Raw genomic sequence first — 24,085 nt, forward strand, 5'->3', positions numbered from 1 at the left:
ATGAAAAATGCCGCTGATTGCAGTCAGCGGCATTTTGCCCTGGATCATTTACATTTTGTCAAACTTCGTGTCGCCAGCAAACGATCCTATTGACAGTTGTTCTTCAAGAACAAGTCCGTGATGATGCCGTTCTTCAATCCTTTTGATAATAGATCGAATTGCATCGGTATTTTCTTCGATATTGTGAGGGTCAAAGATCGTCACATGGTCTCCTTTTAATTTGTACTCAAGGTAATGCTGTGCGGTTGATTGCTTCCATCCTCTATCGGTCAACTCGCCGCATAGAAAATGATGAATGTTGGCGTTCACCGCGCCGGAATTGATCAGTTTATTGTGATATGTGAGATAGCTTCTGATTTTATCCTTAATGGAAGGAATGGTTAATAATTCTCTATAATAATCCGGAATGATATCCAGATTCCGATGAATGATCTCTTCGGTTTCCTCTTCCGAAAAATAATTCACCGAAACGGCTCTTTTAGAATCAAGCATTATAATGTCCGATACGATGCGTCCGCGCTTCTCCAAGGCTTTGGCGACCTCAAAAGCCAAATTCGATCCCGAGGAGTAACCGAGTAAAACAAAGGGCCCTTGTTCCTGAATGCCTATCATGCTTTCTGCATACCGGTCAACGATCTCTTGCTCGTAAGACGGCTCTTCTAGGAAATCAGCGGCATAGACGGTGCAGCGGCCGTCAAGTCTTTTCGCCATTTCATTATAGACCAGCCCGTACCCGATTAAAGGCGGGAAACAGAACACAGGGATTGAACCGTTCTGATTCATCTTGACGAATACGTTATCCGTCTTGGACTCGAAAACTGCCGCTTGAATGGCGCGTGCCATTGTTTCGATGGTAGGAAAATCGTATACGGCTTGATAATGCATTTTGATTCCCATACGGTCGTTGATTTGATGAATAACTTGCAATACTTTGAGCGAATGGCCGCCAACGTCAAAGAAGTTATCTTTAATTCCCGGGTCACTGAGTGCTAAAATGTTCTTCCATATCTTGGCCAGCTGCTTTTCAATTAACGTTCCGGGCGCTTCGTATTCGGTTCCGGTGAGTCTATTTCCCTCAGGAGCCGGCAAAGCTTTTCGATCGATTTTTCCATTTGCGGTTATCGGCATCTTCTCCATTTGTACAAAGTAAGCCGGTATCATATAAGCGGGCAGTTTGTTCAGTAAATGACGCTTCAGCTGCGCCGTATTTAATGAATCGTCTCCTGACAAGTAGGCGCACAGCTGCTTTGAGCCCTCTTCTTCAATTGCGATGACGACCGTTTCTTTGACAGATTCCAGTTGCAATAGAGCCGCTTCGACCTCGCCAATTTCAATCCGGTAGCCCCGGATTTTCACCTGATGATCAATTCTTCCCAAATACTCGATATTGCCGTCAGGCAGCCACCGGGCGACATCTCCCGTTTTGTACATTTTTTCGCCTGCGGCAAACGGGTGTTCAACAAATTTCTCAGCCGTTAATTCCGGGCGGTTCAAATATCCTCTGGCCAGTCCCTCTCCTGCCACATAGAGCTCGCCCGGTATGCCCATTACCTGAATGCGCTGATATTCGTCCAAAATATACGCTTGCAGAGTAGGAATAGGTTGTCCGATGTTGCTTCTGCCCTCGTCGATTTCTCGTTCCGTGATTTCTTTATATGTGACATGAACGGTGGTTTCGGTGATGCCGTACATATTGATTAATTGGGTTAAAGGATATTTAAGCTTCCAGTCTTTCAAGAAGGATGGATTTAACGCCTCTCCGCCAAATATGATTTTTCGGATGTTTAAATTGGATTCGGGATCTTCTCTCTCCTCCTGCATCAGTTGATAGAAATAACTCGGCGTTTGATTTAAAATGGTCACAGCTTCCGATTTTAACAATTGCAAATACCTTTCCGGGTTTTTTGCTATTTGTTTCGGAACAATCACTAATTTGCCCCCATACAGCAGCGCTCCGTACATTTCCCATACTGAAAAATCAAAGCAGAAGGAATGAAACAAAGTCCAAGTGTCCGATGCGTTAAAATCAAAAACATTTTTGTTGTTAAATAACAGACGAACCACGTTTTTATGTTCAATGAGCGTGCCTTTCGGATTCCCCGTTGTTCCTGATGTATAAATAACGTAGGCTAATTGATTTGGCATCACGTTCAGATTGAGATTAGATGCTTCGGCGCCGTATGATGACGGATCGTCAAGGAAGACAGTATGACTTTGATAATCGGTATCTTCCAGAAGATGATGCTGCAATAATAAGATAGAGACGTTAGAATCCTCAAGCATATAATGGATGCGTTCTTTCGGATAATCCGGATCGATCGGTACATAAACGCCCCCGGCTTTCAAAATAGCAAGGATGCCTATCACCATCTCCGGTGAACGTTCCGCCATAATGCCGACAAGATCCTCGGCCTGAAGTCCTTTGGCAACCAAGGTTCGGGCCAGCTGATTGGCGCGTTCATTTACTACCCGATACGTCAGCTTCTTATCTTCAAAAACAATCGCCACGTGCTCCGGCGTTCGCTCCGCTTGTTCTTCAAACAATTGATGAATCGTCTTTTCCTTTGGATACTCCGCCGCCGTATCGTTGAACTTATCTATCAGGAGCGAACGTTCATCCGCTGTTACGATATCAAGGTCTTGAACGCGAATTTCCTGATCGTCCGCCATTTGCTTCATGATTTGCATGAAATGCGTCTGCATCCGTTCGACACTTGCTTGATCAAAAACATCGCGATTGTATACAAAACGAATGTCAATTTCTCCATCCGGCATCACGATAAAAGTAAAATCGTAATGAGTATGTTCTTCCATATGAAAATCGAGAATGTCTAATGCGTTGTCATCCTGCTTCATATGTTCTATTTGTTTCTCAACCGGGTAATTCTCAAATACCATAATATGATTGATCAACTGCTGCTTTTGCTCAGTTTGAGCCTGAATGTCATACAGCGGAAATGTATCATATTTTTGAGAAGCCAGTGCCCGCTCCTGATTCATTTTCAATACTTGTGCAGCTGTCATTTCAGGCTGCGTATGAATACGTACGGGAATGGTATTGATAAATAAACCGACCATGGTTTCAATTCCCGGAATTTCTGCCGGTCTGCCGGATACGACCGTGCCGAAGACGACATCCTGACTCCCGTTGTATCTTTGCAGCAATAAGCCCCATGCGGTTTGTATCCATGTATTGACGGTGACTTGCTGGCGGCTTGCGGCCCGTTTTATTTCGTCTGTGAGCCGCTTTCCTAAACGAAACTCATGCTCACCTTTTTCGTATCCTTTCGCCTGGCCGGAAGATTGTTCTTGTAACAAAACAGTCTGCCCTTCATAACCTTCTAAATAGTTACGCCAATAGGCTGACGCCTGCTTGTGGTCTTGTTGATCCAGCCATTCGATATATCGGCTGTATGGAGTGACGGCTCCCCGCTTCGGCTGCCTTTGCTCGAGTATCGCATAATAGGTTTCAAACACTTCTTTCGTAACAAGAGGCAAACACCAGCCGTCCATTAAAATATGATGAAAGCTCCATATCAATCGCGCTTGGTCTTCCTCTGTCCGCAGGATCGATACGCGCATTAAAGCATCCCGGGTGAGATTGAATCCCCGCGCCTTATCTCTTCTTGCAAAATCGGCAATAAACTCGCTGCGCTGATGACTGTTCATGCTGCGAATATCTTCAACGGCCGTTTCAATCGGCTTTTGCCGGAATACAATCTGTAAAGGCTGATCTTTCCATTCTGTATAAAAAAGAGTCCGAAGAATGTCATATTTTTCGGCCAGATGCGCCAAACTCATCCTGAATGCATCGATATCCAAGAATCCTTTCAGATCAAAAGCGGCTTGTTCAAAGTAAGCTTCGGAAGCCGAATCGATCAAGCTGTGGAACAACATTCCTTTCTGCATCGGGGTTAATGGGTATATATTTTCAATGTCACCGAGATGACTCGTTTGCTGCACAAATTGATCCAATTCACCGATCGTTATACCTTTTAACGAAATGTCGCTTGGCGTCAGGTGAATTTGATCTTGAGCATCACAATGTGCGATGACTTGCTGCAGGCTGTTTTTTAAGAGATCGGCACAGGCTTCCATTGTTTCTCTCTGATATTGTTTACCGCAATAGCTGATGGCCAGCGACAATCGGCCGTCTGAAATCATGCCGTTGATATCAAGTGTATAGGTCAAGGGACGATTGGCTGTTTTCCCGCTTGAGTAAGGGGATACCTCCATCTTGCCGTTCCGGACATCTTGATCAAATTGACCCAAATAATTGAAACGTATTTCCGGATGTCCGGTCCATTCATGTGCCTTCGGGTGATCGGACAAATATTTGATCAGGCCGTAACCTATTCCTTTTTGGGGGATCTGACGCAAATTTTCTTTCACTGTTTTAATCCGCTGCGGGATATCCTGATCAGCTTTGATTTGAAGCGAAACCGGATATAGGCTTGTGAACCATCCCACCGTACGCGAAATATCGAGATCCGGAATGATAGGCTCTCTGCCGTGTCCTTCAAGATCAATGAGAATGTCTTCATGTCCGGTCCAACGATGAATAGCAATTCCCAGACCGGTCAGTAATAAATCGTTCATATCGGTCGAATAAGCCCGGTGAGCGTTTTTTAATAAACGTTCGGTTTCCTCAACGGTCCATTGAACGATGACCGTTTCCCGGTCTTTGGCCAGACCGGTCTCCTGTTCATTGTCCTTTGGCAATGTATGCTGCGGATTATGTTTCTGTCTGAACCAGTATTGATTTTCCGCTTCGAATTCCTGACTTTCTGCATAACGATTCAACTGTTCAGCCCATAACAGGTAAGAGTCCGTTTTCTTCGGAAGCCGGATCGCTTCGCCGTTTTGGAGCTGCTCATAAGCTGCCGCTATATCCTCAAGTAAAATCCTCCACGATACGCCGTCGATGACCAGATGATGAACCGCAATCAGCAAATGATCTCCCTCTTGACACCGGAACAATCCCAGTTTCATGAGCGGTCCTTCGGCTAAATGAATGGATTGCTGAATCTCATTGGAAATGGTTTCTATCGTCTGGGACACATTTTTTTCTTCGCCTAATGAGATCACTTCAAGGCTGAACAGATCACCTTCTTCGATCCCCCGATTTCGGGCTTCATATCCATCTTCTGTCGGAACATAGACCATGCGCAAAGCATCGTGATGCTCTGTAATCTTCTTCATGACGTCCCGAAGCTTTGATTCATCCAGTCCCTCTTTCCAATAAAGCATAACCGCTTGATTATAATGGTGTAATTCCGGGTATTTCTGGTCAAAAAACCAATGCTGAATCGGTGTCAGCAGCGCCCGGCCTTTAATTTCTCCTTGTTCTGCGATTCGGGTTACCGGCTCTACGTATGGAACAAGCTCGGAGATCGTTGGGTATTTAAACAAGTGTTTGATTTCAAACTTATACCCGGCTTGGTATAATCTTGAGGACACTTGAATCGACTTAATGGAATCGCCCCCCAATTCGAAGAAATGATCTGAGATTCCGACCCGTTCTAAGCCTAAGACCGACTCCCACACCGCGGCCAGTATTTTTTCCAGTTCTGTTCGAGGAGCTTCATAGTTCATGCCTGTAAGATTCTCTCTTGGAGAAGGAAGGGATTTACGGTCTATTTTCCCGTTGAAAGTAAGCGGCATCTCTTCCAGCTGAACGAAATACGCAGGTATCATATAGGATGGAAGCTGCCGGGACAGCTCTTCACGGAGTTCGCCTGCAGTTAAAGCATGTTGTGCGGTATAATAGGCGCACAAGGATGTTTCCCCATCGATTTCCCGGGCGATAACGATGGCTTCTTTGATCGCCGGCAGCTGAAAAAAAGCGCCTTCGACTTCGCCGATTTCAATGCGGTAACCGCGGATTTTCACCTGGTGATCAATCCGGCCCAAATACTCGATATTGCCGTCCGGCAGCCATCTTGCCAAGTCTCCCGTCCGGTATATCCGTTCTCCTGCTGCAATCGGATGGTTTACAAACTTCTCGGCCGTCAGTTCGGGACGATTCAAGTAGCCCCTTGCAAGCCCATCGCCCGCTATGCACAGTTCTCCCGCCACACCGATCGGCTGCATATGTTCCAAATCAGCGTGTAATATATACAATTGAATGTTGGAAATCGGTTTGCCTATCGGAATCGATGCATACGTTTCTTCCGTCTGGCAATCAAAGTATGATACATCAATTGTTGCCTCAGTCGGTCCGTACAAGTTGATGATTTGAGCCTGGCTCACCGACGTGATGATGCGTTTGAAGCCTGCGACATGTACAGGCTTCAAAGCCTCCCCGCTTGCAAACACATGTCTTAATGACGCTAATTTTTGTTTCAACATCCCGCTTGGCTTCTGATCCATGGATTCCAGGAAGGCATGCAGCATCGCCGGTACAAAATGCATTGTGCTGACACCTTTTTGTGCAATTGTATCTAAAATCAGCTCGGGATTCTTTTCTCCTCCGCTTGGCAGCAGCACCAGTTTAGAACCTGCCATCGTCCACCAGAACAGTTCCCACACTGATACATCAAAGGTGATCGCAGTTTTTTGCAGAATCGCATCCCGCTCATCGAGAGGGTATTTTTCCTGCATCCACACCAGCCGATTGATGACCGACCGGTGCTCAACCATAACCCCTTTCGGCTTGCCCGTTGAACCCGATGTATAAATAACATAGGCCAGATGATCCGGACCAGCAGCCGGCTCTACATTCGACCCGTCTTCACAAAAGTTTTGCGGATCTTTCATATCCAGCACTTTTCCCGTAAAAGGTACTCTCTCTTGCGATTGATTCTGCACGAGTAACAACTTCGTATCCGAATCCTCCAATATGTATCGAACCCGTTCCTCGGGATAGCCCGGGTCAATCGGTACATACGCCCCGCCGGCTTTCAAGATCCCGAAGATCCCTACAATCATATCCAGGGAGCGTTCGGCCATAATCCCGACCGGCTGATCCGGCTGCACGCCTTCAGATTGCAGTGTCCGAGCGAGTTGATTCGACCTTTCATTCAATTCACGGTACGTCAGACGGCTATCCTCGTAGACAACAGCCGTTTGATCAGGGGTACGTCCCGCTTGTTCCTCCAAAAATTGATGAATCGTTTTTTCTCTTGGATACTCTGCAGCCGTTTGATTATAGGCGATGAGTTGATTTGTCTCTGAGTCTGACAGAATATTAAGCTGGCGGATCATAAGGTCGGGTTGGAATAACAAGATCGAAAAAATCCGGTTTACATGTTCGATCACTTGCATCATATACTGACGATCATAAGCTTGTTCATTATAAGTTAACTTTAAATGAATCGAATCATTTTCTATGGAAAACTGAAATAACGTATCAGCAGCGGCCGTTTCTATAAAACGAATGGGGTGAAGCTGATCTAGTGATACGATCGTGTGGATCATTGGCAAATGATTTGAATCGTAGTTCAGATTTAATGGACCGGCCATTTTATCGAAAGGAACGTGCTGATGTAAGATGGCTCCGTTCAGCGTATGCTTGAATTCATTAAATATGGATTTAAATGTGCCGTCCGCATTTATGTTTTGTTTGATTAACATGACTTGATCTAAACGAAGGTCTTCATCGGTTTCGTCTTCAAAGGTCGGAACACCTACAATAACGCCCTCTTCCCCCGTATATTTGTATAAAAGACACTCGATTCCGACCAGGAGAACCATATAAACGGCCATTGGCGATTTATTCGTCATCTTCATGATGCGCAGGGATACATCGGAGCTCAATGAACTGTGAATACGGTTGGGTGCACTCGACACATCGTGCTCTATTGTTGAGTCCGACATTTGAAACGAAGGGATTGCACTGGGACGATCTTCCGCATCGAACATGCTGCTCCAGAACAACTCCTGTTGCTTAAATTCTGACATTAATATCCCTCCAGTAAGTTTTAGCCGGCTGATGGCTGTCCCCGTAAAAACACCATGCCGGGGACAGCCGGTACCGGCCGTTTTTAGAAATTCAATTCGATTTCGCTTGCAAAGTGTTCACTTTTGTTTACTTTCTCACTTAATTGAATTTCTTTTAAAGGAATCGATGGGTCTTTTATGATCGCCGACAGAATCATGGCGTAATCCTTGCTCAGCGTAGCGATGGTTTTCTGTTTGAACAGCTTCGTGCAGTACTCAAAGCTTCCTTGTATCTCGTGCGGATTCATCACGAAGGTCAGCTGCAAATCAAATTTGGCCGCCGTATTTGTTTGTTCATATGGTCTCACCGCGAGAGAGTCCAATTCGATATCCGTTTGTTCCGTATTTTGCAGAACAAACATCGTATCGAATAACGGACTACGGCTTAAGTCCCGTTTCACTCCCAATTTCTCAACTAATTCTTCAAAAGGATATTCTTGATTTTCATAAGCTTTCAGCATCGTTTCTTTTGTTTCCGTTACATAGTCCATAAAGGTCTTTTCTCCAGCCGGGGCCGTACGGATGGCCAGCGTATTCACAAACATCCCGATAATATGCTGTAAATCTTCATGCATTCTTCCCGCAATAGGCGTACCGACGACGATATCTTCCTGACCGCTGTATTTGGCCAGCAGTATGTTATAGGCTGACAGCAAGATCATGTAAGCGGTCGATCCGGTCAATTCTTCCATCTGTTTTATCCCCTGGACCACGGTCTCATCGAGAGCGAAATTGTATCGCTTGCCTTCAAAGCTTCGAATTCGCGGTCTGGCAAAATCTTTCGGCAGCTCAAATGGCGGGAGTTCCTCATGAAATACGTTCAGCCAATAGTTCTCCTGCCTTTTGATGCGTTCCCTCTGCTCCGCCTGCTGCTGCCATACAGTGTAATCTTTGTATTGAATCCGGAGCGGGGTTAATTCTTTGCCGTCATACAATTGAATCAGTTCTTCAACAAAAATATTCATAGAAGCGCCGTCTGAAATGATATGATGCATGTCAAACATGAAAACATGTCTGTCCTGTTCTAATTCGATGAGTCCGGCCCGAAGCAACGGAGCCTGACTGAGATCGAAAGGCCGCACGAAATTGCGGAACAGCTCCTCGACCTGCTCATCAGCTGCTTTGTACCTTTCTATAGAGAAATCCGCCTGCGGCTTGATCACCTGCACCAGCTCTCCGCGGACCATTTCAAATCCGGTTTGTAGCGATTCATGGCGCTGGATCAGACTTTGGAACGCAGATTGTAAACGATTCATGTCGATCCTGCCTTCCAATGTCAAAATCCCCGGCATGTTGTAACTTAGTTCTCCGCCTTCAATTTGTGTAGACAGGTAAACCATCTTTTGTACAGAAGATACAGGATAAACATCTTTGGCTTCTGCAACAGGGATTTCATCCGGTCCGCTGGTTTCCGCGCCTGCAATGACCCTCGCCATTTCTTCAATCGTCGGGTATTGAAACACTTCTCTCAATGAAATGCTTTTGTCGAATTGCTTATGGATCTTGGTAACGAGCGTCATCCCCCGTAACGAATGCCCGCCGAGATCGAAAAAGTTATCTTTGACGCCGACTTGTTCTACCTTCAATACTTCTTTCCAGATGTGAACCAGCTGCTCTTCCGGTTTTGTCCTTGGAGCAACATAGTCAATCCCGGTCTGCAAGCCTGCTTCAGGCAGCGGTAACGCGCTGCGATTCACTTTTCCATTGGAGGTTAACGGCATTTGCTCCAGTTGCATCAAGTATGAAGGAACCATGTAGCCTGGTATTTGATCGGAGAGTTTTTCTTTAAGCTGATTGATCGGCAGTGACTTCTCCCCTGTAAAATAGGCATACAAATCGCTTTGCCCCTCTGCATTTTCTCTGGCCAGGATCACCGCTTCTTGTACATGCTCGATGTTGAGAAGAGCGGCTTCCACCTCGCCAAGTTCGATCCGGTAACCGCGAATTTTGACCTGATGATCCTTTCTTCCGGCATATTCAATGTTTCCATCCGGCAGGTAACGGGCAAGATCGCCTGTTTTATACATCCGCTCTCCGATTACAAACGGATCGGCCACAAACTTTTCCCCCGTTAATTCAGGCAAGTTCAGATACCCTCGTCCTACTCCGTCTCCGGCGATGCACAGCTCACCCTTTACACCTATAGGCAGCATTCGATCATGGGAATCAACAATATACACACGGTTGTTGCCCAGCGGTTTGCCGATCGGCACGTAACCGCCGTCGTCAGCGGATGCCAACATCTCCGGTACGATATGAAAGACCGATGCATCCACACAGGTTTCCGTCGGACCGTATACATTGGTTATGAGCGGCATTGATGACCCGTTCGAAGCGAACAATTCAAGCAATTGCGCCACCGTCGCCTGCGGGAGCGCCTCTCCTCCAATAAGCATGTGCCGGATCGTTACCCCATGAAGGCTGTCTGCAGCGATAAGCAATTGCAAATGTGACGGTGTTCCGTCTGTTACGTCAATGCGGTGGGTGCGATAATAGTTTGACAAGGCATAACCGTCTGATACTGATGCTTTAGGGACAATATACAGTGCATGTCCCCCTAACAGTGCCGCGAAAATTTGCTTGACCGATGCGTCGAAATAGTACGGTGCCAACAGAGACACACGCAATCCCGAATCATAAGCACCGTACACTTGTCCGCGGAGCCCCTCCATCAAATGAAGGACCTGGCGATGCTCAATCAGCGTGCCTTTTGGCTTGCCGGTTGTGCCTGATGTGTAGATCACATACGCCAAGTGATCCGGTCCGGCTGCCGTCACCAGATTCGAGCCGTCCCCGCTGTTCATTCGTTCGTCATTCAGCAGTAAAATCTCTCCGGCAAAGGATACACGATCTTGTAAATGAGGCTGTGCCAGCAGAACCTTTGCTCCTGAATCCTCCAGAATATAGCGGATGCGTTCCTGCGGGCTGTCCGGATCCATCGGCACATACGCGCCCCCGGCTTTCAGGATCGCCATAATCCCCACGATCATTTCCAGAGAACGTTCTGCCAGAATACCCACAGGCTGGTCAGGCTGCACGCCTTCGCTTCTTAAAATCCGCGCCAGGCGGTTGGCCCGCTCATTCAGCTCACGGTATGTGAATCGGCTTTTCTCGTAAACTGCGGCCGTATGTTCCGGCGTGCGCTCCGCCTGCTCCTCGAACAATTGGTGAATTGTTTTGTCCCTTGGGCAGTCTATCGCCGGTTGACCCCATCTCTCCACAATCTGCTCTTTCTCCTTCGCGGTGATCATCTCCAGCGATGAAAGCGGCGCCTTCGGATCATTCGCAATCGCCTCGATCAATTGGATAAAGTGCTTTGCCATGCGTTCCGCAGTTTCCTGCTTGTACAGCGCTGCCGCGTAACTGATCATACCTGTAATTCCGTCTTCATTTTCTGCTGCTTGGAACGTCAGGTCGAACTTCGCCATCGCATGGTTGTCCGGATAAGGGGTAAAACGCACATCATCGAGGCTCAATTCTCCCCGTTCTGTGTTTTGCCATATGAACATCGTGTCAAACAGCGGATGGCGGCTGAAATCCCGGGACACATTCAGCTTGTCCACCAGTTCGTCGAATGGATACTCCTGGTTTTCGTACGCTTTTAATGTATGCTCTTTGACTTCCTGCACGTATTCCCGGAATGTTTTTTCCCCGACCGGATTCGTTCGTATCGCCAGTGTGCCCACGAACATGCCGATTAAGCTTTCCAAATCCGAATGGGTTCTTCCGGCAATCGGGCTGCCTACTACGATGTCTTCTTGCCCGCTGTATTTGGCCAGCATGGTCGTATAAGCAGCCAGCAGCACCATGTACAGCGTGCTTTCGCTCTTCACCGCCAAGCCTTTCAGCTGTTCCGTCAACTCCGGTCCGATGACAAACTCGATTTGTCCTCCTTCAAAGCTCCGCGCAGCCGGTCTTCCGTAGTCGGTTGGCATATCCAGCACCGGAACCTCTCCGCTGAACACATCCAGCCAGTACGCTTCCTGTTTCTTCATCCGTTCGCTTTGCATATCCGACAGCTGCCACGCCGCATAATCTTTATACTGAACCCTTAATGGCGGCAATTCTTTTCCTTCATATAATGAAACGAACTCTTCAATCAAATTCTTGATAGATACGCCATCGGAAATGATATGATGCATGTCAAACAGCAGCAAATGGCGGTCTTTTGCAAGCTCGATCAGTCCTACCCGCAGCAGCGGCGCTTTCTCCAAGTCAAATGCCCGCACAAACCCATGAACGAGGGCTTCCGCCTGTTCTTCTTTCGCCTGAGTGAATTCCACTGCAAATGGGACGTCGTCATAAATCCGCTGCACCGGTTCTCCATCTATCAGTTCAAAGCCGGTACGCAGCGTTTCATGGCGCTGAATCAGCTTGCGGATCGCCTTCTCGACAAGTTCCCGATCCAGAGCTCCATCGGCTCTCATGACACTCGGCATGTTGTAGCTCAGTTCTCCGCCTTTCAGCTGATTCAAAATGTACAGCCGTTTCTGCGCCGAGGAGACGGCATAGTATTCTTTTGCTTCAACGGTCGGGATCGATGTATATGCTGTGTGTTTCATTCCGGTAATCGTTTCTGCCATTTCTTCAATTGTTGGCGATCGGAACACTTCCCGCAGCGGCAGGCTGCCCCCCATCTCTTTGTGCAGTTTCGCCGTCAGAGTCGTTGCCCGCAGCGAGTGACCGCCGATGTCGAAGAAGTTGTCTTTCACGCCGATACGCGGAAGTCCAAGCACCTCTTTCCAGATATGCGCCAGCTGCGCTTCCGCCGCTGTACGGGGAGCAACGTATTCGCCCCCCGTTTGCACGCCTCCTTCTGGTTCTGGCAATGCTTTGCGGTCGACTTTTCCGTTTGCCGTGAGCGGAATCGATTCAACAAAAGCCCATTTCACGGGAATCATATAGTCAGGAAGGTTTTTGGCCAGATCTTTCCGTAATGCTGAAGGATCAGTCGCTTTTGAGACGCTGCAGTACGCGCACAATTCATTTTCACCCAAAGCGTTTTTTTGAATAAGGACCGCTGCTTCTCTCACCGCCGGGTGATTGGCCAATATGACCTCAACTTCTTTCGGTTCGATCCGGTAGCCCCTTATTTTCGCCTGATCATCAATGCGGCCGAGGTATTCGATTTGCCCGTCCTCACGCAGCCTTGCCAAATCTCCGGTGCGGTACATAACGGCTCCCTCTCTGAACGGATCAGGCAAAAATTTCTCTCCCGTTAAAGCCGGGTTATTCACATAGCCTCTCCCGGTATTTGCTCCGGAAATATACAGTTCTCCCGCAATGCCCAAGGGCTGAAGCTGTTTGTTCTTGCTGATGACATACATATTGTTATGGCATATCGGTTTGCCGATCGGCGGATATTCAGGAATATCATCTCCCGGTTGAATGGTATACGTCGACACTACATGAGTTTCTGACGGACCGTAATGATTGTGCAAATGCAAGCCGTGTGTGCGGAGCACTTGCTGAAATAAACGGGATACTGTCAATTGTTCTCCTGCTGTAATCAAATGCTTCACACAGCGCGGAAATGAATATGCATAGCTCTCTTCGTTAAAAAGCATTTTGGCAAAAGCAGTCGGGAAAAAGACGATGTCCGTCTGATGTTTATTAATAAACGAAAACAGCTGAGCCGCGTCCCGCTTTATTGATTCAGGCACGATGTGGAGTGTGCCGCCGCTGAGCAGGGCTGAAAACAGCTCTTGATAGCAGACGTCAAATGCCGGAGATGCGTATTGAAGCACATTGGTTTTGAAATCGATGCCTGAGTTTGTAAATTGGTCATACAGCAAATTGGCCATATTTCTATGTTCAAGCAGCACACCCTTCGGTTTCCCCGTCGTTCCTGATGTATAAATAACGTAAAGCAGATCCTCCGCCGTGTTTATCGTCTGCACATTGCTCCCGTCCGGTTCTGTCTCCGCTTCTTCTATGAATGTGACAATCTGCGTTGCTGCCTCGGGGACTGACCGGTCTTTCTCTGTCACAACATGAGTGCAGCTGCTGTTTTCAATGATATAGCGGATTCGTTCGGCAGGATGGCTCGGATCAATCGGAACAATGGCACCGCCCGCTTTTAAAATGCCTAAAACAGCAATCGCTAATGATGGTGAACGCCCGGCGATCACAGCCACCGGCTCCTGACGCTTCACACCTCGCTTACGGAGAATCCGCGCCAGTTTATTGGCCGTTTCGTTCAGCTCTTTGTAAGAAATCTCCGCCCCTTCGTATTGAATTGCGATTTCTTGCGGCGTTTGTGCCGCCTGGCGTTCAAACATAGTATGAATCGTTTCATATTCAGGCTTCTCTGTTCCCCCGGAAAGCGGAGTGAGCAGCTGTTCTTTTTCTTGCTGCGTCAGAAGTTCCATTTCTTCTATTTTGACAGACGGCTGCTGCAAAATTTGGTGAATGAGCTGTTCAAAATGTCCGCGAATCCGCTCTGCCTCTGATTGTCCATATTCATTTTGATTGAAATCAAAATGAATGGTGAGTTGTTCGCCAGGGATGACAACTACATTAAAATCGTAATGAGTATGTTCTTCTATATGGAAATTCACGATATTTAAATCCGCAGCATCATGACCCTCTTCGACTTGCTGCCCTATCGGATAATTTTCAAAGATCATGATATGATCAATTAAGTTTTGCTTTTGTTCCGTTTGGGCCTGAATTTCGTATAAAGGATAGGTATCGTACGATTGGGAAGCCAGCGCGTTTTGTTGAACCATTTGCATCGTATCAGCAAAAGTGCTGTCTTCATCGCAGCGGATGCGAACCGGAATGGTATTGATGAACAGGCCGATCATCTGTTCCACATCAGGAATTTCCGCCGGCCTTCCCGACACAACACTGCCGAAGACAACGTCTGCGGACCCGCTGTATTTCTGTAATAAAACTCCCCATAACGTTTGGATCAATGTATTTAATGTAACCTGATGCTGATTTGCGATCTGCTGTAATTGTTTTGTCTGTTCGTGATTAAATCGGCAGATCACATTGGCATAGGCGTATTCTTTTTGTTCATGCTGCTCTATTTTATGAAGAAGCGTGGTTTCACCTTTATATCCTTCAAGATACCCGCTCCAGTACCGCTTTGCCGCTCCCTGATCTTGGCGGTCAAGCCACTCGATATAGTCGCTGTAAGGAGCTGCCGATGACGGTTCTGGTTCCCTGCCTTCCTGTAAGGCGCTATAATGATCAAACACTTCCTTCGTGATAAGAGACAGGCACCAGCCATCCATCACAATATGATGGAAGCTCCAAATCAAATGATATTTGCGGTCTTCCATACGGAAAATCGCTATCCGCATCAGCCGATCCCGAGCCAAGTCAAATCCTTTTGCCTTATCTTCTCTTTGATAGGCTGCGATTGCATCCTCGCGCAGGTGCTCCTCTATGTCACGCAAATCTGCAAAATGAATTTGCGGTGTTTGCGTTTTATAGACAATTTGTAAAGGAGTATCGTTCCAGCCGCTGTAAAAACGGGTTCTGAGCACGGCGTATGTTTCAAATAATCGTTCAAGGCTTGCTTTAAACCAATCAGTCTTTAACTCTCCCTGCAAATCGAACGATGCTTGTTCAAAATAAGAACTTGAGGCCTCGTCCAGCAGGCTGTGGAAGAGCATTCCTTTCTGCATCGGAGTGAGCGGATACACGTTTTCAACCTCACCTGCATGCGGCAGTTGAATGAGGAGCTGATCCAATTCGTCAATGGACATGCCTTTTAACAAAATATCGCTTGGCGTCAGTTCCGATTGTTCTTTATGAACGCAATGCGTAATGATGGTCCGCATGCGGCTTTGAATCGTTTCCGATAACCGCATGATCGTTTCTTTTGCGTACTGTTTGCTGCTGTAGCTGATCGTAAGCTTCAGCCGGCCCTCGGTGATCATTCCGTTTATATTCAATACATACGGTCTTTCTTGATTTCCGCTTGAGTCTGAACCGCAAGAATAAGAAGATAATTGAACCCCATGCTGCTGTAAATCTTGGTCAAACTGTCCCAGGTAGTTAAAGCTGATCTCAGGATTGAGTTTCGATGGCATTCCGCCGCTTAAGTACCTTACTATTCCATATCCGATCCCTTTATGCGGAATTTGACGCAATCCTTCTTTGGTCGTCTTGATATAATCAGAGATTTCTTTGCCCGGCTGCGCGTGCAGCACAACCGGATACAGACTTGTAAACCACCCGACCGTGCGGGAGATATCTATATCCTGTATAATCTGTTCTCGGCCGTGTCCCTCTAAATGAATCGGAATTTGTTCCAGTCCTGACCAATGCGATATGGAAAGACCCAGAGAAGTTAAGAGCAAATCGTTTATTTCCGTGTTATAAGCGCGATTCGCTTGTTTTAATAAGAGCTCCGTTTCCTCTTTCGTCCATTCCACAGTTGCTGTTTCACTGTCTTTTGCAGTTGTATGGGTTTCATGAAAATCTTTAGGCAGCGGTTTGACTTCGGTTTGTTCGATCTTTGTCCAATATTCCTGTTCTTGTTTTATGGTTTCACTTTGCGCATATTCTGAAAGTCTCTTAGCCCATAATTGGAAAGAGTCTGTTTTTTGCGGCAGTTGAATCACTCGCCCGTTCTCGGCTTGCTTGTAGCCGCTAACGATATCTTCCAGTAAAATGCGCCATGAAATCCCGTCTATAATCAAATGATGGATGGCAATGAGCAAATGATCTCCATTTGCGCATTGAAACAACCCGGCTTTCATTAACGGCCCATCACTTAAACGCATACTGCTTTGTATCTCATCAGCTTTGGCTTCAATTGTCCGTCCCGGATCGGAATCTTCTTTCAGATTCAGGACGTCTAAGCGGTACAGTCCGCTTTGGGCGATTTCTTCATTCTGTGCCTCACAGCCATTTTCTGTAGTCCGGAACGTCATGCGGAGCGCATCGTGATGTTCAGCAAGCTTTTGCAGGGTTTGACGAAGCTGCGTTTCCTGAAAACCTTCCGGCGCATGCAGCATGACGGCTTGATTGTAATAATGCTGATCTGTCGTTATGTGATCAAAGAACCAATGCTGAATAGGAGTCAGGCTGACTTTTCCTTTGACCTCACCTTGATCGGCTATACGCAGATTCTGCTTGATATGCGGACTCAATTCTGCAATTGTTGCATATTGAAACAAGTCTTTGATTTCCATTTTGTATCCTTGCTGATTTAATCTGGAGGATACTTGAATGGACTTAATGGAATCTCCGCCAAGGTCAAAGAAATTATCAAGAATACTGACGTTTTCAGCGCCTAATACCGATTCCCAGGCAGAAACTAATATTTCTTCCGCTTTTGTTCGGGGAGCTTTATACTCTGCTCTGTCCTGCAGCTCGAAATCCGGAGCAGGCAGCCCTTTTTTGTTTATTTTTCCGTTAGAAGTTAAAGGCATTTCATCAAGCTCGATAAAATAAGCCGGAACCATATAACTTGCAAGGGTTTGAGACAATTGTTTCCGGAGCCGGGCTGCCGTTGTTTGCCCGCCGCTCACGTAATATGCACACAATTGTTTAAATCCGTGGACGTCCTCTCTGGCTGTAACGACAGCTTCCTTGATCGCTTCTTCTTGAAGCAGTGCCGCCTCGATCTCGCCTAATTCGATACGATAGCCTCTGATTTTCACTTGTTCATCTATTCTGCCCGCATATTCAATGTTTCCGTCCGCCAGCCACTTCGCCAAATCTCCGGTCTTATACATCTTCGCTCCGGGTTCAAACGGGTCATCGACAAATTTTTCCGCCGTTAATTCGGGACGGTTCAAATATCCTCTTGCCACACCGGCGCCGCTGATATAGATTTCTCCCGGGACACCGATCGGTGCGGGTTTCATATTCTCATCTAGAACGTAAATGCTCGTGTTTGCCGCAGCGGTTCCGATCGGTACCGATTCCCGCCTGTCCTTTGCGGCATCATAACGGTAAATCATGCAGCCGACAACGGTTTCCGTCGGTCCGTACTCATTGCATATTTCAATCCGGCCTTCGAACTGTTCGTGAATGCTGCGGGCTAACCGGGTGCTTAAGTTTTCCCCGCCCACAATCATTCTTCGGACAGCCGTTTGATCGGCAATGTTCATTTCCTTTAAAACCTGCAAATGGGCCGGGGTCAATTTAATGATATCCACCCTTGGGTCCCGCACAATCGATTCAAGCAGAGCTGTTTTATCCTCTCCGTCATAGACGATGATTGCATTGCCTGTGACAAGCGGCGTGAAAATAGAAGTCACCGTCAGATCAAAAGAAATTGACGAATACAATGGGAAGTTGGCTTTCTCGCCTTTTACATAAACCTCTTTCGCCCACCAAATATAATTGGTCAAGCCTCGGTGCTCGATTAGTACGCCTTTTGGCCGGCCTGTGGAACCTGACGTATAAATGACATATGCCAAATGGCTCGCATTATTTATCGGAGCAAGGTCAGAGCCATCTTGGTGATAAGAACTTTCATCATCAAGTAAAACCGTGACGCCTTCATAGGCAAGCTGTTTCCTGACGTCCCGCTGCATTAAAACGATTCCGGCTTGGGAGTCATCCAGCATATACCGGATGCGGTCTTGCGGATATTCCGGATCTATAGGGACATAGGCTCCGCCTGATTTTAAAACGGCAAGGATTCCGACCACCGATTCGATGCTGTTTCTTGTGATGATGGCTACAGGCTGATCCGCCTGCACTCCTTTCGCTCTTAACGTTCGCGCCAGGCGGTTGGCCCGCTTATTGAGCTCTCCGTACGTGAGCTGCCTGTCCTTATCAATGACGGCTGCTTGATCGGGCGTACGCTGCGATTGCTCTTCAAATAATTGATGAACCGGCGTCTGCGGAAACGGCGCGGCCGTGTCGTTAAGCGTCTGCAGAAGGTTTTTTCTTTCGCCTTCCGTTAACAATTCCGCTTGATCCACCCGGATATCCGCATCTGTCACGACTTGATGCAGGATTTGCATGAAATGTTCCCGAACCCGCTCTATGCTTGCCCGATCATACACATTTGCATTGTATTCAAAAGAGATGTTCATCTCGTCGCCCGGTATAACGGTCAAATTAAAATCATAGTTGGTCTGTTCTTCCATTTGTACGTTGGAAATCGTGATGGATGTTCCGTTTTGGCGGCCTATACTTTCCATATGCTGATCAACCGGATAATTTTCGAATATCATTAAATGTGTAATTAAATCTTGCTTTTGCGTTGTACGCGCTTGAATATCGTACAGCGGGTGCGTCTCAAATTGTTGAGACGCTACAGCCCTTTCCTGCGCCTCTTTCATAAGCCCGGCAAACGTTGTCCCGGCTTCACATCGGAACCGGACGGGAATGGTGTTAATGAATAAGCCAATCATGGTTTCCACGTTTGGAATTCCAGCAGGTCTTCCGGATACAACACTTCCAAACACAACGTCCCGGCTTCGGTTATATTTCTGCAGCAAAACCGCCCATGCCGTCTGCAGCAGCGTGTTCAGCGTGACATGATGCTTGCCTGCCGTCCGCTTCATTTTCGAAGTGAGATCGGAGCTTATGTCACACGTCACTTTTTCAGGAACGTATCGTCCGTCTTCCGCTGCATGGTGATCCTTAGGAAGGCCGGTTTGCTCCTCATATCCCTCCAAGTACTGATCCCAATAAGCCGTGGCCTCTTTCGCATCTTGCCGGCCGAGCCATTCAATATATTGACTGTACGGAGTAATTGATGATTGTTCAGGCTGCTTTTGCTGAAGCAAGGCAAAGTAATTCTCGAATATTTCTTTTGTAATCAGCGGCAGGCACCAGCCGTCCATCAAAATATGGTGGAAACTCCAGATAAAACGGTATGTCTTTTCATCCGTACGAAGGATGAATAACCGCATTAACGCGCCTTTTTCTAAGTCGAACCCCCGCATCTTATCTTCTCTGGCATATTCCTGAATCATCGCTTCTTTTTGTGATTCCTTCATCTCTCGTAAGTCATTGAATTGAAAACCGATTTTTTTCGTTTTGAATATGATTTGGAGCGGCTGATCTTTCCAGCCTCTGTAAAAATTCGTGCGGAAAATGTCATATTTTTGCGATAAGCCGTCCAAGGTTTTTGAAAATGAATCAATCTCCAGATCTCCATGCAGATCAAACATCGTTTGCTGAAAATAAGCACCTGAATTCGGATCAAATAAGCTGTGAAACAGCATGCCCTTCTGCATCGGCGTTAATGGATAAATATTTTCCGCTTCGCCTAATTCACGCGTCTGCTCCAAAAGCTGTTCCAGTTCGTCGATTGAGATGTCTTTTAACAGGATGTCACTTGGTGTGAGAGAAGTCTGCTGCCGGCTTACGCAATGCGCAATGACTTCTTGCAGACTTTCTTTCAACCCCCGGGCAAATTGCGCCATAGTAGATCTTTCGTATTGTTTGCTGCTGTAGCTCAGTGTCAGTGATAATGTCCCTTCGGCAATCATGCCGTTCAAATCAAGCACGGCCGTTCTCTCTTGGTTTTCGTTCATTGATAACCCTGTGGAAAAAGGCGAGATGCGTAAAGCCTGATGCTTCAGGTCTTGGTCAAATTGTCCCAAATAGTTAAACGATATCTCCGGATTCAGCCGCAGGCTGTCGGCTTCCGAATGCCCGGATATATATTTGATAATGCTGTAATTCATTCCTTTATCAGGGATGCGGCGCAGCCCTTCTTTCACGTTCTTGATCCGCTGCGACAGGTTTTTTCCGGCTTCCATCCTCAGGACGACAGGGTACTGGCTTGTGAACCATCCTATCGTGCGGGAAATGTCAGCATCCGGAATAATCGGTTCTCTCCCGTGGCCTTCCAAATTCACGACAATGTCTTCCGTGCCTGTCCACTTGTGAACGGCCAGCCCTAACGAAGTCAGCAGCAGATCGTTGATATCCGTGTTGTAGGCGCGGTTCGCATGTTTTAATAATTGCTCCGTTTCCTCTTTTGTCCATTGAATCGTCACTTCTTCGCTGTCTTTTAATAACGATCCTTCGCTGATAGTGTCCTTAGGCAATGGCTGAGGCTTTATACTTGAAAGCTCAGTCCAATACGCAATCTCCTCTTCCATATCGGTTTTTGCCGCATATTTGGACAATTGATCGGCCCAGAATGGAAACGAGTCTGTTTTTTGCGGGAGCTGGATCGTTTGTCCGCGTTCTGCCTGCTCATAACCGCTTGCAAAATCTTCGAGTAAAATACGCCAGGATACTCCGTCAATCAGCAAATGATGAATTGCAATCAGCAAATGATCTCCGTCCGGACATTGGAACAAACCGAGCTTCATCAATGGCCCTTTGTCTAATACCATGCTGCTTTGAATCTCATTCGCTTTATCGGCAATCGCTTGAGCCGGTTCGGTTTCCCCTTTATAATTCATCACTTCCAGATGGTATAGTTCACTTTCATCTGTTCCTGTAATTCGCGGAGCGTATCCATCCGGCGTTTTTTCAAAGATCATCCTCAAGGCATCGTGATGCGACGCGATCCGTTCCATCGTCCGGCGAAGCGGAGCCTCTTGAAAGCCTTCCGCCGAATATAACATGACGGCCTGATTGTAATGGTGTGCATGTGGCATTTTTTGCTCAAAAAACCAATGCTGTATCGGGGTCAGCTTGGTTCCGCCATTCACTTCTCCTTGATCAGCCACTCTGCTGACCGGTGCTACAAACTGACTAAGTTCAGCAATCGAGGGGTGTTTAAACAAATGCTTCATATCAACCTTGTATCCCGCTTGATACAATCTGGATGACACCTGAATTGATTTAATCGAATCTCCGCCAAAATCAAAGAAATTATCCAGAATTCCTATACGTTCTGCTCCTAATACTTCTTGCCAGATGGACGCCAGCAGTTCTTCTATTGTGTTCCGCGGGGGTATGTATTCGTTTTCCGTCCGCGTATTTTCGTCAGCAGCAGGCAAAGCTTTCAGATCAATCTTTCCATTGGAAGTGAGCGGAATGCGTTCCAAAGGGATAAAACGGGAGGGAATCATATAATTCGGCAGTTCCCGGGATAAGTCTTCTCTGAACTGCGCAGCGGTCAAAGAAGCCTCGCCGACATAATAGGCATACAATTGTTTGGCCCCGTCTGCGTCTTCCCGCGCGACGACTGCGGCTTCACGAACGTTTTCCAGGTTGAACATGGCTGCCTCTACCTCGCCGATCTCAATCCGGTAGCCGCGAATTTTCACTTGATGATCAATCCGCCCTAAATATTCAATCCGTCCATCTGGCATCCATCTGGCGAGATCCCCCGTTTTATACATCTTTTGACCAGGGACATGCAGATGCTCCACAAATTTTTCCTCTGTCAATTCAGGCCGATTGAGGTAGCCGCGGGCCACTCCCGCTCCTCCGACATACAGCTCTCCCGGTACGCCGATCGGCTGGATTTGATGGTGCGCTCCTAAAATATAAGCTTGATGGTTGGCCACCGGGCTGCCGATTGTGATCTGTTCATCAGCGGACTGAACAGGGTGAAATGTAGATACCACGCTGTTTTCTGTCGGTCCGTATTCATTATTGATCCGAATGCGAGGCTGCAGAGAATGCAGCTTCTCAACTGTATCTGTTTCCAGCTGCTCACCGCCTACAACAACATGCTGAACATGGATGAAATCCTCTCTGTTCATCTGTTCGATCATCGTTTTCAGAAGACGGGGAGAAGTTGAGAAATGGGTAATTCTTTCTTGTTTTATGGCATTTTGAATGGCGAAAGTTTCTTTATTCTCTTCATTAGGCAAAAGGTGCAAAGTTGCCCCCGAGATGAGCGGGCCGAAGAAATTTAAAATGAACGCATCAAAAACATACGGGTACAAGACAAGCACGCGATCCGCCGGAGAATGCTTAAAAAACGCCTTCTTCCACTGAAGCGAGTTTACAATGCCGCCGTGTTCAACCATGACCCCTTTCGGCTTTCCTGTTGTACCCGACGTATAAATGACATAGGCTAAATGGCTGTGTCCCGCTACTGGTGATAACAATGAGGAATCGGCATGGTATGATGTTTCATCATTCAAATCAATCACCGGGCCGTCAAAGGCGAGACTGTTTTTTAAATGATGCTGAACAAGGAGAACGTCTGCATCCGCATCATGAAGCAAATATTGAAGCCGCTCTGTTGGATATTCAGGGTCCAGGGGCACATAAGCGCCCCCTGCCTTCCAAACGGCTATAATGGATACGATCATCTCTAAAGAACGATCAGCGAGAATGGCGACTAACGTATCGGGTTGAACCCCGCAATTACGCAATGTTCTTGCCAAACGGCTCGCCTTCTCATTCAGTTCCCTGTACGTCAAATGGTCGTTTTTAAACTTGACGGCCGCATGCTCAGGCGTTCTTTCTGCCTGCTCTTCAAATAATTGATAGACTGTTCTGTTCCCGGAGAAATCTGCGCCGGTGTCGTTAAAATCAAACAATAGCTTCTGTTTTTCCGCTTCCGGTAAGATCTCTGCCGTATGGATCGCGGCTTGAGGCTGAAACAGGATCACAGACAGCAGCTGATCCAAATGGGATACAATTTGATTGATATAGCGCTCATCGTACAGATTGCCGTTATAAAAAAGCTTCAAATGAATCCCGTTGTTCTCCAAATCAAAGTGAAACAGCGTATCGGCTGCAGTATCTTCTTTAAATTGCAAGGAATGAATTTCGTTAAGCGAAACGACGGTATGAATCAAAGGCATATGCTCGTCATTGTATTGCACGCTCAGATGCCGGACCATTTTTCTAAACGGCAGGTTTTGATTTTTCAGAGAATCATTAACGGCTTCTTTCAGCTGCCCGAATACGGTTTTAAATGTGCTCTCGTTTGAAAGCGTATTTTTTAAGAGGACAATGTTGTTAACGGCTGACTGGCCGGCTTTTTGCTTCGATACCGTTGGAATGCCAAGAATCAGGCTCGTTTGATCCGTATATTTATATAACAAGCATTCAATACCCGCCAATAAAATCAGATAGGCCGCCATATCGGAATGATTCGCCATTGTCATGATTCTTTGAGATACTTCCGGAGATAAGGAACGGCAGATGCATTTTTCCTGGTAGCCGGTACGGGCCAACGATGCTTTATCCGCTGCTTTAAAGTAAGGGAATGCGCTTAGGCCGTCTTCTTCATCAAACAGGTTTTCCCAGTACGTTTCTTGGTTTTTAAATACCGACATTGGAGCAC

At 46.9% G+C, this 24,085-nt stretch carries 2 protein-coding genes; both read right to left on the reverse strand.

What is annotated here, in order from left to right; genetic code table 11:
* Positions 1-48: 48 nt before the first annotated feature.
* Positions 49-7,902 (reverse strand): bacillomycin D non-ribosomal peptide synthetase BamC, encoded by a 7,854-nt coding sequence (gene bamC / locus RUW00_RS03275; RefSeq protein ID WP_315956488.1) that lies wholly within the window; start codon positions 7,900-7,902, stop codon positions 49-51.
* A gap of 83 nt (positions 7,903-7,985) precedes the next feature.
* The gene (bamB, locus tag RUW00_RS03280; RefSeq protein ID WP_315956489.1) at positions 7,986-24,077 is read right to left on the reverse strand and encodes a bacillomycin D non-ribosomal peptide synthetase BamB; all 16,092 of its coding nucleotides are present in this window, start codon (positions 24,075-24,077) and stop codon (positions 7,986-7,988) included.
* Positions 24,078-24,085 lie beyond the last annotated feature (8 nt).

It is taken from the genome of Bacillus sp. IS1 (assembly GCF_032461585.1).
GTDB classification, from domain to species: Bacteria; Bacillota; Bacilli; order Bacillales; family Bacillaceae; genus Bacillus; species Bacillus velezensis.